Source organism: Synechococcus sp. PCC 7336, assembly GCF_000332275.1.
GTDB lineage: Bacteria > Cyanobacteriota > Cyanobacteriia > Thermostichales > PCC-7336 > PCC-7336.
This window is the reverse complement of record NZ_CM001776.1, coordinates 4,520,592-4,533,676: the sequence shown is the minus strand read 5'-3', so window position 1 is coordinate 4,533,676 and position 13,085 is coordinate 4,520,592. Positions and strand designations below refer to the sequence as shown.

Genomic DNA, 13,085 nt, shown 5'->3' with positions numbered 1-13,085 from the left:
GGTCTAGCGATCGCCCTCCAATTCCGGCACCAACACAAACGGCTGCACGATTGCCGCGATCGTTTCTGCTTTGCCCGATTGGCGATCGCGCCTGTCAATTTCGGCTTGGTCTGCCACCATCGCCAATCCAGCATCTAGCCAATTCTTCACCTGCTCGGTATTGTCAGTGGCGATCGCTTCTCCGACATCGAGCAGATCTAAGCTGCGGCTGACCACCACCATGCGACCGGCCAAAGCATGCGATCGCAGCCAGCCCCACTCCGCAGGAGCCATCGATTCTGCTAGCAGGGCACGCACGTCACTCACAACCGACCTCAAATTCGCCATTACTGCGATCGCCCCAAACCCGCTCAAAGCCTTATTTATCGGGCCAGACTGCCAGAACGATTCATTTTTCAACATACCATCCGCGCTGGAGCGCATGGCAACAGCGTTGCGCTCGCTCCCCAGCAAATTTCGGGCATAACAAGTTCAAAATCACCTTAAGATAATAAGGAATTTCCCTGCAGACCATTCGGCCCGTGCTTATTGCCTGCCACCTCCCTCGATACGTTGCGATCGCCAATACGGACTGCATCTTTTTTAAGGGTCCGTTACATGCGTTACCATGCCCTTCAGGGCGATCGCGCCCCCTTCGCCCCCAGAGGGAGCCCATCTGCTGCGATCGATTCACGTCCCGATCTGTTTGAAAAACCGTTTGAAGACCTAAGTCTGACCCGAAGGAGAGAACATGGCCCAGAATATCGACCGCGTAGTACTGATCGGCGTTGCAGGAGATTCAGGTTGCGGCAAATCCACCTTTCTGCGGCGGTTGAGCGACTTATTTGGCGAAGACCTGATTACTACCATCTGCCTGGACGACTACCACTCCCTCGATCGCTATCAGCGCAAAGAAAAAGGCGTCACGGCCCTCGATCCTGCCGCCAATAACTTCGACCTCATGTACGAGCAGGTGGCGGCGCTCAAGTCCGGTCGCAGTATCATGAAGCCCATTTATAACCATGAAACGGGTCTGATCGATCCTCCCGAAAAAATTGACCCCAACCACATTATCGTGATCGAGGGCTTGCATCCGATGTACGACGAGCGGGTGCGCAATCTGCTCGACTTCAGCGTCTATCTCGACATCAGCTCCGAAATTAAAGTGGCCTGGAAAGTGCAGCGGGACATGGCAGAGCGCGGCCATACCTACGATGACGTTCTGCGTTCCATTGAAGCCCGCCGCCCCGACTTCGAAGCCTATATTGACGTGCAAAAGCAATATGCCGATGTGGTTATCGAAGTGCTGCCCACCGATCTTCTGCCCGAGCTCGACAAAGAGCACAAGATCTTAAAGGTGCGTTTGATTCAAACTGAAGGAGTAGATAACTTCGAGCCAGCCTATCTATTTGACGAAGGCTCCACCATTGACTGGATCCCCTGCGGGACCAAGCTGACCTGCTCGTATCCCGGTATCAAGCTGCACTACGGACCCAGCACTTTCCACGGCAAGCCCGTTTCTCTCTTGGAAATTGACGGCCAAATCGATAATCTCGAAGAAGTGATCTACCTCGAAAATCACCTCAGCAGCCTGTCTACTAAGCAGTATGGCGAACTGACCGAATTGCTGCGCAAACATCCCGAATACCCCGGTTCCCGCAATGGTTCCGGTTTATTCCAAGTGATTGTGGGCCTCAAGCTGCGGGCCATTTACGAAACCATCACTTCCCAAGCCCAGTTGGCTGCGGTCTAGCAATGGTACTGAACTGACAGCGGTGCGAGTCCCGAGCTGGAGGAGCGATCGCGCCTCAGGGCTAAACTTGTAAAAGACGACAATAAAGATACACCCTAACGGAGAGCCGGATCGTGCTGCTATCGAAAGGATTCGAGGTGGAAATGTACACGGGTACTCCAGAGGGGGTGAGTGTTGGCTTTTCCGATCGCATTGCCGCTGCTCTGCCCGGTTTCGCGCGCGAGCCCGACAACCGCAATGTGGAGTACATAACCGATCCGATCTTCAGCTACGATCGTCTGCCCTGCACTCTGCTCGCGCCTCGCGCTCAGCTGCGTCAGTTCTTAAGGCGGCAGGGTAACTATACACTTCTGCCCGGTAGCACGCTGGCCTTGGGTGGAAGCGATCGCTTCCACCGTTCCGATCCCGACAATCCCTATCACAGCTATATCGAGAAAACCTATGGCACCGATGTGGTGACGGCTAGCGTGCATATCAACCTCGGTATTGACGATCCCGAGCGTTTGATACAAGCCACCCGGTTACTGCGGGCTGAGGCAGCTTTGTACTTAGCCATCAGTGCGGCGTCCCCCTTTCTCGATGGCCAGGTGACGGGTTTTCATTCCAGCCGCTGGAGCATGTTTCCCAGAACGCCAGCTCGGGTGCCGCTGTTTTTAAACCAACAGCATTATATCGATTGGACCTACGAGCAGTTGGCAGCAGGCACGATGCAAAATGTGCGCCATCTGTGGCTATCGGTGCGCCCCAACGGTCCCCAGCGACCCGAGCAACTCAATCGGGTGGAGGTACGGATTTCGGAGATGGTGGGAGATCCGATCTCTTTATTGGCGATGACGGCATTGATGGAGGCGCGGCTGTTGCAGATGTTGCGCGATCCCGAGCGCTTCGATCCGCTGAATGGGGCGTTTGCGCCGTCAGAGATGGCTGAGATTTGCGATCGCAATGAAGCGGCGGCAGCAAAAGATTCGCTCGATGCCCGCTTAATTCACTGGAAAACGGGGCAAGAAATTGTGGCGGCTGAGTGGATCGAACAGCAGTATGCCGAGGCGTGGCTGACCGTTCACCCATTGGGCTTTAGTTGTTTTTTATCGCCGCTGCAAAAGATCTTGAGGGAGGGGAACGAGACTCAGCGCTGGTTGCGCCAGGTGAATGCTGGCCGGAGCGTGCAGCAGGTTTATCGCGACGCCATCCAGGATTTGGAGCAGCGAGAAATTGAGCTGATGGAAGCGATCTGCACTCCTGCTATGGGTCGGGCAACTGGAATGGACCTCTTGCCTACATAAGCAAGCGCGAGTTTCGCGACAAATAGTTGGGGTAACCGTATCGCGACTCCTGCTGGCTGAGCGAGCCAAAGCTAGATTCCTAACAAAAAATTGCTACACTAGGCTATCGGTAAGCGATCGAAGGGCGATCTCGCATGAGTCATGCAAGCGAAAACAAAAACGCTATCACCCTTGCCGACGTCATGACTGGAATTGACGAGCTCAGACAAGCCACTGAAGAGCAAGGAGAAAGGTTGTCGGGTAAACTCGAAGTCTTGACCGGGCAAGTTGGCAAACTCACTGAGGGATTGACGGAAATTCGAATGGGTTTTACAGAAATCCGAATGGATTTTACAGAGATTAAAGAAACAGCGATTAGGCAAGAGGGTAATATTTCTCGGCTTGTGAATGTCGTGGAACGTCAATCCCAAATGCTGGAAACCTTGTTACAAGAGCGCCAATAATAGGGATGCTCTCCACTTTTTCGTACGTTCTCTACGTCTGTAGATCGGTTTGTAGGGCGATCCCCGATTTCGGTAGGTTGGGTTTCGTTATCTCAACTCAGCATTATCTCTGCATTCGGTCTTTCGCCGTCAGCCCTTCGTAATTGGTTTGTAGCGGACTCCGCTCTAGAATGGGGGAGGTTTATCTTTCTTTACATTTAAAGCTTGCATGACGCTGTCTTCCCTCGGACTCAATCGCCTTCGCTGGAGCCCCGAGCTCGCCGCTATCCTCTTGGTCTACTTCGTCCAAGGGGCTCTCGGTCTGGCTCAACTGGCCATGAGCTTTTACTTCAAAGACGAATTGGGCGTCAGTCCGGCCCAAATGGCAGCCCTGCTGGGCATCACTTCCATCCCTTGGACCATCAAACCTCTCTACGGTTGGATGTCCGATCGCTACCCCATCGCCCGCTATCGCCGCCGACCCTATCTCCTGCTCTCGGGAACATTGGGCTGTCTCGCCTGGTCTGCCCTCGCCACCATCGTGCATTCCGCTTGGGCCGCCACAGTCGCAATGACGGTCAGCTCGCTGTCGATCGCGATCGCCGATGTGATTGTGGATGCGATCGTGGTGGAACGCACTCGTCTCGAAGATCGCGCTGGGGCGGGAACCTTGCAGTCTTTGGCTTGGGGCTCCACCGCCGTAGGCTCGATTGCGACCGCCTATTGGGGCGGAGCCCTACTCGATCGCCTCTCCCCCCAAGCCGTCTTTGGTCTGACGGCAACCTTGCCATTGCTCGTCGCCATCGCCGCTCTGGCGATCGCCGAAACACCTCTCCCTCAAAGCGATCGAGCCTCTATCGATCGAGCCTCTACTAGCTGGACCCAAGTCCAACAAGTCTGGCGAGCCATCAAGCTGCCCAGCATTCTCCTGCCCACCGCTTTCATCGTGGTCTGGCAAGCCACCCCCAGTGCCGAATCTGCCTTTTTCTACTTCGTCACCAACGATTTGGGGTTCGGCCCCGAGTTTCTCGGTCGAGTGCGCTTAGCCACTAGCATTGCCTCCCTCATCGGAATTGGCATTTTTCAACGCTGGCTGCGTGCCGTCCCACTCCGCTCCATCCTGTTCTGGATAACCCTGATTTCATTTGGTTTGGGCATGACCAGCCTCATTCTCGTGACCCACACCAACCGCTTGTGGGGCATTCCAGACGAATGGTTCAGCCTCGGAGATAGTGTCGTCCTGACCGCTGCCGGACAAATTGCCTTTATGCCCATTTTGGTCTTGGCCGCGCGACTGTGTCCTGCAGGCATCGAAGCCACCCTGTTTGCTTTGCTAATGTCCCTCCTCAACTTATCCGGCCTGCTCTCTAAAGAGCTGGGGGCATTGCTCATGCAAGGGTTGGGGGTGACTGAAACGGAGTTTTCCGCCATGACGGCGCTCGTGGTTATCACCAATCTCACCACCCTCCTGCCCCTCCCTCTCCTGCGCTGGCTGCCAGATGACTCGGCTACGGGCAAGCCTGAGCCAGAGGCGATCGAAGACCTGTTGTTAGATCTCAAAGCTGAATCGCCAGCTTCGTCCCAAATGGAGGAACTCGCTGGCAATACAGTGGCGATATCGAGTTCAATTGCTCCATCGACGGGAGAGAGTTGATTCCGTATTGAGCGACTGTACTCTAAGCCGAGATCGATCCCAACAGATTCCTTAAACTGCGTCTATTCAGCCTTCTTCGCCACAATAAACACTGCTTTGCCCTTGCCTGGTTGCCATTGGTAGTCAATCTGAAAATCGGCATCGGTCAAACTATCCTCCAATTCTTTGGCTTAAGGTACTCGCGCGAGATCTGCAGTTAATCCATAATCAATGCTGTCCCATGCGCTCCTTGCCGGTAAAGAGCATACTCGACAAACCTGTGGCCAAGTCCCTGCATATTCATCCGACTTCGGGCTCTTGCCAACTTTTGGCGATCTGGAAAATAACCCGTCAATATCTTCTGGAGTTGGGTACGTCTAAGCGTCAGGCAATTTTGACCGGCCTTAGCCGTAAAGGTTATTGGCGCTTGTCAAGAACGCTGGCGACGCACAGTGGGATGACTAATGAGTGGCTAAAAGAGCAGGGATTGCTATCAATTCGCGACCTTTGGATGAAAGCCCAAGGGTATGCGAAATAGCCTCAATTCATATTTGCTCCGCGATATTGAACCGCCCTGTGCGGACCCGCTTGCAGGGTGGTGTGGGAGGGGGGAGTTAAACACTTCTCCCTATCCCGATTAGGTTTGATGGCCCACTTGCAACAGATAAGCCAATTATGGCGATCGCAGGTTAGCACCTCCCAATTTTACCAACAAAACTTAAGGAAAGCAGAAACCTAATGTTCGACACATAACCGAAGATAGTATCGAATGCATGGGGTTCGCCCCGGTCCATGCGTTTGTTAGATTTCCAGTCAAAGAAGGTTGATGAAATCTTCAACTGGGATCCGGGCCTGTTTGAGGATGTGTGAAAGAGTAGACCGTTTGATCGGCTTGTGAGCCGGTACGGTGAGCTTGAGGGTCTCGTCGACAGTGTGTTTTTGGAGCCGGATGTGGCTGCCTTTTTGGCGCACAACAACCCAGCCATCACGCTTAAGCGCTTTGATTACAGCGTTGTAATTTACGCTGGGAACTTTGGTCATATAGCGATCTGGACAACTTCTGAATCAGGTCTGAAGTCCCAGTCATCCTCGATAGGTTCCAGATACAACTCAATCGCCTCGCGGATGTTGGCCAGCGCTTCATCTTTGGTATCGCCCTCACTGATGCAACCCGGCAGCCCCAGGGCAAGAGCCGTGTACCCACCTTCGTCACTGGGTTCCAAGATGATTTGCAGTTCCATCGCCTTTTACCTCCGCAGCCATGCTATTTCAGGGGGGCTGTCCCGGTCAACCTAACGTCGCTAATCAGCCGCGCGGCTTTTTGCGTCGGCTGCATTAGCATTGTTATGGGCTTTTACAAATACCAAGCGAATTTCAGACTCACCTTCCTCTGTTTTAGCGTTGATGATAATATTACCATCTCGCTCAAATCTTAAATCTTCAAGCTTTGTTTGAAATTCCTCAATTTTCTTGTCTTGTCCCCTGAAAATTGTTCCAATTGATTTCCGGTAAATACTATCCAGAACTGACACAACTTCACTGCAATGCTCATATATCGCATCGTCTAGTTTAACTGTTCGACTATCCCTCTTCTGTCAAGTCAGTCATGATGGAGCCAATATCCGCTATACAGATGGCATGGAGAAAATATAAATATAAGCTCCAGATGTATACGGGGCAAAGACTAGAGGGTTTATTCTTATTCATAAGAGAGCTCTATATTCAAGAGCAAAAGCTTTCCACAACTTTAAATCCGATCGTCAAACTGACGGCAAATGCAGAGATGAAATCCTCAAATCCTTACAGAACAGCTATTACAGGCGAGAAGCATTCTTTTTTCAAGTAGCTCAATCCTAAAAAAGTTATCTATCAATTTATCGAGCTTATCCCAATACGACAGAAGAGGGATAGTACTTTTTCATACAGATATACTTGCTTACTGCCGATATTATTTAGGAGGCTTTTTATTTAAAGTTGTTAGCCCAATCTTTCCCTATTTTTTTAAACGAGCCAGCAAATTATATGATGTAGTTTTCTTTTCTTCTCGCGAGCAACTTGACAAGTATAAACCTATGATAGATACCCGTACTGAGTATCTTGCTTATCAGGGGGTTGATTGTCAAAAATTTAAACCTCAAAATATCCTTTATAATCCTATACCTGGTGATACCCGCCCAACTCTTCTATTCGTTGGCCGTCTTGCGCGAGAGAAGAATATCACTCAACTCTTACATATTTTTCCAATAGTTTCTGCTAAAATTCCTGATATTCAACTAATTATAGTGGGCACTGGTCCCCAAGAAGAGGAACTTCGAGAGCTTGTCCAAAGGTTGAGATTAAACATATACATATGGGGTATTTCAACTGGAACTGAATTATTGGGTTGGTTTTCCCGAGCTGATGTATTCGTAAATCCTTCTATTACTGAAAACTTCTGTACAACGACTAATGAAGCGCTTGCCTCTGGCACGCCTGTTGTTGCTTGCATATCTTCCTCAACTTCTGAGCAGGTTAACCACGGTCAGAATGGTTTTCTGGCCGAACCGAATAATCCATTAGACTTTGCCAACAAGGTAATCTCTATTCTTGAAAATCCCTTACTTAAGGCAAATATGTCTAAGAACGATCGTTCTTTTGTGCTTAAATATGATTGGCCTAATTGTATGAATAATTTTGAGACAAAGCTTTATAAGTTGATTCGTGAATACTCTATTTCTAATAAAGATAAATCTCTTGTTCCTTGATTTCAGATTCTATTGTAAAAAAATCCGATAAAGACTGAAGCCAGCCTTCAATGATAAGATAGGCTGGTTTTTGGAGAATGACACTTTGGCAATTTTTTTGTGGGAATTATCCTGTATAAGTGTTACATAGATGCTTTGAGCTACGAGAGCTCGACTCAAACAGGGAGTGAACCGGTGACATCAGCCGCAAATCGAGTGTCCCTATCCAAGCTATCTCAGGCTGGATTGATTGGGTTTTTAGTTCTATTGGGTTTAGCTGTCGGTGTATCTGCCCAAGACTCTGAAGCAGGTTTGCAGAAAGACCTCAGCAGCGATCGCCCCAGTTGGTTGAGTACCTCGGGCAGCCGCCGCAGTGACGCGTCCGATTCTATTACCGTCGAGCTGGGTCAAGAGGTTTTAGTCGATCGCCTCAACGACGAGCCTGCCGCTGCTCGCCGCTCTGCCCCTCCCTCGCGGGTGATTCTGATGGAGCGGTCTAGCGGCCAGCAATTTATTCTCAATCCCGGCCAGGATATTGCGCTAATCTTGCCCCTCGATAAAGTGAGGGGCGGTCTCTATCAGGGATTGCTCTATCCGCTACCCTATATCGCTCCTGTCTCTTCCGGCTACGGCATTCGAGTTCACCCCATTACCGGCCTGGAGAGTTTCCATCAGGGCATCGATTTAGCTGCCCCTGCCGGTACCCCCGTTCTAGCCGCTTACTCCGGTCAAGTCATTGCAGCTGGCCCTGCAGGCAATTTGGGCAATGCCGTGGTGTTAGCCCACGACAACAGTCGCCGCACCCGCTATGGTCACATGTCTAGCATTGTCGCCCAGCCCAACACCTGGGTGGAGCAAGGGCAGTTGATTGGCTATGTGGGCTCGACGGGGCGATCGACGGGACCGCACTTGCATTTTGAGTTTTGGACTCGGGCTAGTGGGCAGTGGTTGGCGATCGATATTAGCGAGCAATTGAGGTTAGCCGTGGCGGCAGTGCGATCGCCTGCCGAGACTTCGCTAGGCAATATCAATGCGATCGGAGGAAACTGAGGGCATCGGTTTTCCTAGTGCGCTGCGATCGGTGCTGTCGTTAATCTAGCGATGATATGTGGTCTCGCGCACAGCAGAGTTGGGTTGTTGGCGTGCGACCTTCTGCTTGCGACCTCCCAAGCCCAACAGGCCCCAGTTGGCCCGCGCTTCAATCGCGTCCAGCAACATTGTTTGGCACATTCAGTGTCTCGACTTTATCGAGAGAGAAGAGAGGATAAACATACTCGGGTTCAGACTTGATTTGTGGGAATACTCAGCCACTATGCCACAACCTTAGCCTTTGACCAAACACCATTTTCATCTTCATCGTACTGCTCGCGAATCATTTCCCAAGCAGTTTGTTCGGCTTTTGTTTCATCGTCAGTTGCGTCCAAAACAGCGTTGTAAGACTCGATAAAAGCCACCTGTGCATCTTCAGAAAGATGAGAGCGGATTTCGGGCGATAAGTCTTCAGCACCATCGCAATGACCGGAACGCTGACGCGGTAAAGTGCTCTGGCTGATATGAACTTCTTCACCGCCAGCGCTTTCCATCAAGAGTTGAAACTCGCCCGTGCGATCGGCAGGCACCTCAGCCATCACGATAAACTCGCCCGCTTGCAGCCGCGTTTGATAAATTGTTGCCTTGTCTTCGGGCATGCCCAGCGCTGTTAGTGCCGATACTAGGCCAATGCCCGCACTGCCCGCGATCGCGCCACTGGCAGCCCCGAGTAACACCGCGCTGATGGGGCCAGCGGCCACCACCGTACCGACGAACGGCACAAACAATAAACCCACACCGGTTAACAAGCTCAGTAGCGAACCGAACAGCGAGCCGAAAATGGCGCCTGTTCTCAGCCCGCCTAAGATAACGTCTTTCTTGGAGATAAAGCCTGTAATTTTCGTCTCGGACTTAAAGTTGCGACCCATCACAGAAATGTAATCGTTAGGAACGCCGCGATCGAGTAAGCGGCGCATCAAGCCATCAATCTGTTCTTGCTCTTTAAAAACAGCAGATATTGTCCGCTCGGCAGTATAGTTTTCAGCCTTCTCAGTCATGTTGAAACTCCTTAACTCTTGTGTGTTAGCGATTGCCTGTGGGAGCGATCGTGCTGTCGGACGACAGTCAGTGCGGTTTCGCGATACAAGCTCACTGCAATACCTGAGGGCTAGTTCGTGCCAGCAGGTTGACGATCTTCAATCCCAAACCGAATGTTGCTCGGTTCTAAACTCTGACCTTCAATGAACGAGCGCAACATCCAAGCCATCTCCTCGTGCTGCTCCATCATTCCTGTTAAGAAATCTGCCGTTCCTTCATCGTGAAACTGTTTGCTACAGGCATCGAGGTGCTGGCGCAGATTGCGAATAATCGTCTCGTGGTTTTCCATTAAGCGAGACACCATCTGAGTCGTGTTGGGAATATCGCCGGGATGCTCGCCAATCGTGGCGTGCTGCAAAAATCCCGCTACAGTGCCGACTGGGTATCCGCCTAGGGCACGCACGCGCTCGGCATAGGCGTCGATATTGGTGCTTAAAGCTTCGTAATGCTCGTCCCACAGTTCGTGCAGCGAACGAAACTGAGGCCCAACCACATCCCAGTGATACTTTTTAGTCTTGACAAGTAATAAGTATGCATCCGATAAATCTTGGTTGAGTAAATCAATGACCCCTTGCCGCTGCTCGTCACTCAGACCAATATTAATGCTTCTCATGAAAAGCCCCGTCAAATCTACACACCTCTATTCAATAAAATTCCAAATAAATTAAAATCTACCTAGAAGGTGATTTATTAGAATTTCTATCTCTATCGCAAGTGCGATCGCCCTATCGCCTTGCAATAATCCAGACTGCATGAACGATACCGGGAATATATCCGAACAACGTCAACAAAACATTCAGCCAAAACTGACCTGTAAGCCCCACTTGGAGAAAAACCCCCAGTGGTGGTAGCAGAATTGCACAAGCCAACCGAATAAGATCTACAGCCTTAATTTCTCTCATCAACAAAGCCCATCAAGATCGATCGATTGTTCGATCGGTATATTGCTCCCAATACCATTACATCATTGGCTCGAAGCCTGCGAGTCCTTAATGAATTTAATTGCCAAACATATCTTCTACTCTGTCGGCTATATCTTCAGCAGTATCTTGGACGTTTGATTGAAATTTTTCGAGGTTACTTTGAGTTTTTCCAATGGCTTGCTTTGTTTGACCTTTCACTTGGCGAGCTGCTCCCTTTGCCTGACCAGTCACTTGACCGACAGAGCGCTCAACTTTACCGGTAACTTCTTCCACTTTCCCTTCAACTTGGTTACGTGCGCTCGACTGACTAATGGCAAATATACTGGAGTCATGCAGTAACGAAGCCGTTGCCTCGCGATTGAAGCCAATAACAATCAGAGCTAAAGTTATACAGGCTATTGTCGCGGCCATCCGACGCAATGCAGTCAGAAATCGAGCTAAGCGCAATCCTAAAATCATCTTGTTTATCCAATCAGTACAGCCTTTATTGTGCGGCAATTGTGCGCTGACATACATCGCTCTAAAGCTAGACTTGACTGTAGTCTTTTCGTGTCTCTATTAAACTTTTGATAGAGAGATTCATCTGCGAGAGTTCAGACTGATGCACAAAAGTGCCGTTACTCTCGGTTTTTACTGAACGTGTCTCTCCTAAAGTCGAGCTGAAACCGACTAGCGATCGCGAGCCCATCAGCATTTCTCGTCAAACCAGAGCAACTTCCTTCTTGACGGTTACGGTGCTACCGCATGAGAGCGATAGACAAGCTTGCGAGCTTCGAGATACTATTTCTGGGTCGAGCGCGCTGGTCGTGTCTGCGGAACTTCCTCCAACATGACGATAATGCCCGTGCGTCCAGTTTCGAGGGTCGCATCACTCATCATGTCCTGAACGCCCACTTGCAGACTATCTTCCACAATCTGTTTAATGTCGGGGCGGAGGGCTTCGTCCAAGCTATCGCGCACGTCTTCAGCCAGTTCGGAGTCGCTCTCAGTTGACAAAAGCTGCTCGGCTGGAGTGATAGAGCCTTCAACCACGATCGCCACTTGCTGCTGCGAGAGTTGACAGGTCACCTGACTCGGGCGATGGCCGAGACGCTCGGCAAACAGACTAGACATGCGCTGCGATAGCGTTCGTTCGAGTTGTCCGCTAGTGGGCAAGTCTTCGTTAGTATCGCTCATGTGCTGTAGCTGCCGTATCGTTCCTAACTATCAATCATAAAGTAGGACGGTAGCTACAGCACCACAGCAGCAGGGCAGTGGATCGCCACTAACAAGTTAAGCAGACAGATCCACTTAAGTTACTAACAACGATGCACTGCTAACAAAAATTGAGGAATCGCGCCCAGCACTTCCGCTCAACGGAAAACTAGCGATGGCGGGTCGCGAATTACACGTTTTAATTTAGGTTGCTATTGACAGATTAAATTATCTTTGTGGAATTAGCTTGTATCTTTAGTAAGAAGTTTGATTGATTGTCAACTTTTCCAATCCCCTACGAGACAGTTCCACTGCTCGGGGGTATCGAACGGGTATATCGAAGGGCTCGAAAGGGATGTCGAGCGGTATACCGCTATCGATAGTTTGTAAATTGCAGGGGCACGGGATAGTCACTTTCCTTTAAAAGTTGGATAGCCGCTTGCAGCACATCTTTGTCTTTAGCCGATACCCGCAGCGAGTCTCCTTGAATCGATGCTTGGACTTTTTTGAAGGCATCGCGAATTTGCTTGACCATTTTCTTGGCCAGCTCTTTTTCAATCCCCTTTTTGAGGGTAACCACTTGGCGGATGCGATTGCCACTGGCGCTCTCGGGCGTACCGAACTCGAAGATCTTTTGGGAAAGATTGCTTTTGGAGGCTTGGATGCGCAAAATATCTTGGATCGCCTTGAGGGAGAGATCGCTGTCGGTGTTGATGGTGAGGGAAGCGTCGTCGAGATCGAGGGTACTTTTGCTGGATTTGAGATCGTAACGGGTTTTGACTTCTCGCATGGCTCGATCGACAGCATTCACCAAGTCTTGGCGATCGAAGTCGCTCACCACGTCAAATGAATAGCTGGAAGCCATCAAAATACCTCAAATGCTTCAGGGACCGATTTCCATCCTATCTTGCTGGGGAAAGCTGAGAACGGTCTGGTGTGCGCCGCCTGCAAGACAGGCGGCGCACGATCTTGAAGAGATCGGTCACGATCGCCTCTAACTGTAAAATTTGACGCGATTGTCACTCCATTACCTGCTTCTGTTGGGTAT

General features: G+C 50.6%; 18 protein-coding genes. 7 read left to right on the top strand and 11 right to left on the bottom strand.

What is annotated here, in order from left to right:
- Positions 1-3: 3 nt before the first annotated feature.
- On the bottom strand, positions 4-423 hold the full coding sequence (locus SYN7336_RS21455; protein ID WP_017328006.1) for a DUF2288 family protein: 420 nt from the start codon (positions 421-423) through the stop codon (positions 4-6).
- A 307-nt stretch (positions 424-730) separates the two neighbouring features.
- On the opposite strand from SYN7336_RS21455, the gene SYN7336_RS21450 reads away from it, so the two are divergent.
- The 5 genes from SYN7336_RS21450 (at position 731) to SYN7336_RS30200 (ending at position 5,608) form a co-directional block, all read left to right on the top strand.
- Entirely contained in the window at positions 731-1,732 is a 1,002-nt protein-coding gene (locus tag SYN7336_RS21450) for a phosphoribulokinase (RefSeq protein WP_017328005.1), read from the top strand.
- A gap of 113 nt (positions 1,733-1,845) precedes the next feature.
- Positions 1,846-3,015 carry a glutamate--cysteine ligase gene (gshA, locus tag SYN7336_RS21445; RefSeq protein ID WP_017328004.1) on the top strand — a complete coding sequence of 390 codons (1,170 nt, stop codon included), beginning with the start codon at positions 1,846-1,848 and terminating at the stop codon, positions 3,013-3,015.
- Positions 3,016-3,149: 134 nt separating this feature from the next.
- Positions 3,150-3,458 carry a hypothetical protein gene (locus tag SYN7336_RS21440; RefSeq protein WP_017328003.1) on the top strand — a complete coding sequence of 103 codons (309 nt, stop codon included), beginning with the start codon at positions 3,150-3,152 and terminating at the stop codon, positions 3,456-3,458.
- Positions 3,459-3,666: 208 nt separating this feature from the next.
- Positions 3,667-5,091, top strand: a complete 1,425-nt coding sequence (locus tag SYN7336_RS21435; protein WP_017328002.1) for a folate/biopterin family MFS transporter — start codon at positions 3,667-3,669, stop codon at positions 5,089-5,091.
- Between the two features lie 259 nt (positions 5,092-5,350).
- Positions 5,351-5,608, top strand: a complete 258-nt coding sequence (locus SYN7336_RS30200) for a hypothetical protein (RefSeq protein ID WP_227498557.1) — start codon at positions 5,351-5,353, stop codon at positions 5,606-5,608.
- A gap of 275 nt (positions 5,609-5,883) precedes the next feature.
- On the opposite strand, the gene SYN7336_RS21420 is transcribed toward SYN7336_RS30200, so the two are convergent.
- The 3 genes from SYN7336_RS21420 to SYN7336_RS21410 are packed head-to-tail and all read right to left on the bottom strand — an operon-like array spanning position 5,884 to position 6,602.
- Positions 5,884-6,111 (bottom strand): type II toxin-antitoxin system HicA family toxin, encoded by a 228-nt coding sequence (locus tag SYN7336_RS21420; RefSeq protein WP_017327999.1) that lies wholly within the window; start codon positions 6,109-6,111, stop codon positions 5,884-5,886.
- A complete protein-coding gene (locus SYN7336_RS21415; protein ID WP_017327998.1) occupies positions 6,108-6,311 on the bottom strand; it encodes a type II toxin-antitoxin system HicB family antitoxin in 204 nt (67 codons plus the stop codon). Before SYN7336_RS21415 ends, SYN7336_RS21420 begins: the two co-directional genes overlap by 4 nt.
- 60 nt (positions 6,312-6,371) lie before the next feature.
- Positions 6,372-6,602 carry a hypothetical protein gene (locus SYN7336_RS21410; RefSeq protein WP_017327997.1) on the bottom strand — a complete coding sequence of 77 codons (231 nt, stop codon included), beginning with the start codon at positions 6,600-6,602 and terminating at the stop codon, positions 6,372-6,374.
- Between the two features lie 540 nt (positions 6,603-7,142).
- On the opposite strand from SYN7336_RS21410, the gene SYN7336_RS27195 reads away from it, so the two are divergent.
- A complete protein-coding gene (locus SYN7336_RS27195) occupies positions 7,143-7,814 on the top strand; it encodes a glycosyltransferase family 4 protein (protein WP_017327995.1) in 672 nt (223 codons plus the stop codon).
- A 174-nt stretch (positions 7,815-7,988) separates the two neighbouring features.
- On the top strand, positions 7,989-8,843 hold the full coding sequence (locus tag SYN7336_RS28390) for a M23 family metallopeptidase (protein ID WP_227498556.1): 855 nt from the start codon (positions 7,989-7,991) through the stop codon (positions 8,841-8,843).
- A gap of 45 nt (positions 8,844-8,888) precedes the next feature.
- On the opposite strand, the gene SYN7336_RS32795 is transcribed toward SYN7336_RS28390, so the two are convergent.
- The 7 genes from SYN7336_RS32795 to SYN7336_RS21365 all read right to left on the bottom strand — a co-directional run bounded on the left by SYN7336_RS32795 (position 8,889) and on the right by SYN7336_RS21365 (position 12,902).
- Positions 8,889-9,023: a hypothetical protein gene (locus SYN7336_RS32795; protein ID WP_255346685.1), complete on the bottom strand. Its 135-nt coding sequence runs from the start codon at positions 9,021-9,023 to the stop codon at positions 8,889-8,891.
- 80 nt (positions 9,024-9,103) lie between these two features.
- Positions 9,104-9,880, bottom strand: coding sequence for a ChaB family protein (locus tag SYN7336_RS21390; protein WP_017327992.1), 777 nt, complete (start codon positions 9,878-9,880; stop codon positions 9,104-9,106).
- A 110-nt stretch (positions 9,881-9,990) separates the two neighbouring features.
- Positions 9,991-10,533: a Dps family protein gene (locus SYN7336_RS21385; RefSeq protein WP_017327991.1), complete on the bottom strand. Its 543-nt coding sequence runs from the start codon at positions 10,531-10,533 to the stop codon at positions 9,991-9,993.
- Positions 10,534-10,645: 112 nt separating this feature from the next.
- Entirely contained in the window at positions 10,646-10,822 is a 177-nt protein-coding gene (locus SYN7336_RS29320; protein WP_017327990.1) for a YqaE/Pmp3 family membrane protein, read from the bottom strand.
- A 96-nt stretch (positions 10,823-10,918) separates the two neighbouring features.
- Positions 10,919-11,359 carry a CsbD family protein gene (locus tag SYN7336_RS27185; protein WP_156820271.1) on the bottom strand — a complete coding sequence of 147 codons (441 nt, stop codon included), beginning with the start codon at positions 11,357-11,359 and terminating at the stop codon, positions 10,919-10,921.
- A gap of 264 nt (positions 11,360-11,623) precedes the next feature.
- The gene (locus SYN7336_RS21370) at positions 11,624-12,019 is read right to left on the bottom strand and encodes a DUF2294 domain-containing protein (protein WP_017327988.1); all 396 of its coding nucleotides are present in this window, start codon (positions 12,017-12,019) and stop codon (positions 11,624-11,626) included.
- A gap of 391 nt (positions 12,020-12,410) precedes the next feature.
- Positions 12,411-12,902, bottom strand: coding sequence for a YajQ family cyclic di-GMP-binding protein (locus tag SYN7336_RS21365; protein WP_017327987.1), 492 nt, complete (start codon positions 12,900-12,902; stop codon positions 12,411-12,413).
- Positions 12,903-13,085: the final 183 nt, after the last annotated feature.

What these genes read in the sequence shown, in the direction of transcription:
- SYN7336_RS21455 (WP_017328006.1), bottom strand. Translation starts at nt 423, where the DNA reads ATGCGCTCCAGCGCGGATGGTATGTTGAAAAATGAATCGTTCTGGCAG.
- SYN7336_RS21450 (WP_017328005.1), top strand. Translation starts at nt 731, where the DNA reads ATGGCCCAGAATATCGACCGCGTAGTACTGATCGGCGTTGCAGGAGAT.
- SYN7336_RS21440 (WP_017328003.1), top strand. Translation starts at nt 3,150, where the DNA reads ATGAGTCATGCAAGCGAAAACAAAAACGCTATCACCCTTGCCGACGTC.
- SYN7336_RS21435 (WP_017328002.1), top strand. Translation starts at nt 3,667, where the DNA reads ATGACGCTGTCTTCCCTCGGACTCAATCGCCTTCGCTGGAGCCCCGAG.
- SYN7336_RS21420 (WP_017327999.1), bottom strand. Translation starts at nt 6,111, where the DNA reads ATGACCAAAGTTCCCAGCGTAAATTACAACGCTGTAATCAAAGCGCTT.
- SYN7336_RS21415 (WP_017327998.1), bottom strand. Translation starts at nt 6,311, where the DNA reads ATGGAACTGCAAATCATCTTGGAACCCAGTGACGAAGGTGGGTACACG.
- SYN7336_RS27195 (WP_017327995.1), top strand. Translation starts at nt 7,143, where the DNA reads ATGATAGATACCCGTACTGAGTATCTTGCTTATCAGGGGGTTGATTGT.
- SYN7336_RS32795 (WP_255346685.1), bottom strand. Translation starts at nt 9,023, where the DNA reads ATGTGCCAAACAATGTTGCTGGACGCGATTGAAGCGCGGGCCAACTGG.
- SYN7336_RS21390 (WP_017327992.1), bottom strand. Translation starts at nt 9,880, where the DNA reads ATGACTGAGAAGGCTGAAAACTATACTGCCGAGCGGACAATATCTGCT.
- SYN7336_RS21385 (WP_017327991.1), bottom strand. Translation starts at nt 10,533, where the DNA reads ATGAGAAGCATTAATATTGGTCTGAGTGACGAGCAGCGGCAAGGGGTC.
- SYN7336_RS29320 (WP_017327990.1), bottom strand. Translation starts at nt 10,822, where the DNA reads ATGAGAGAAATTAAGGCTGTAGATCTTATTCGGTTGGCTTGTGCAATT.
- SYN7336_RS27185 (WP_156820271.1), bottom strand. Translation starts at nt 11,359, where the DNA reads ATGTATGTCAGCGCACAATTGCCGCACAATAAAGGCTGTACTGATTGG.
- SYN7336_RS21370 (WP_017327988.1), bottom strand. Translation starts at nt 12,019, where the DNA reads ATGAGCGATACTAACGAAGACTTGCCCACTAGCGGACAACTCGAACGA.
- SYN7336_RS21365 (WP_017327987.1), bottom strand. Translation starts at nt 12,902, where the DNA reads ATGGCTTCCAGCTATTCATTTGACGTGGTGAGCGACTTCGATCGCCAA.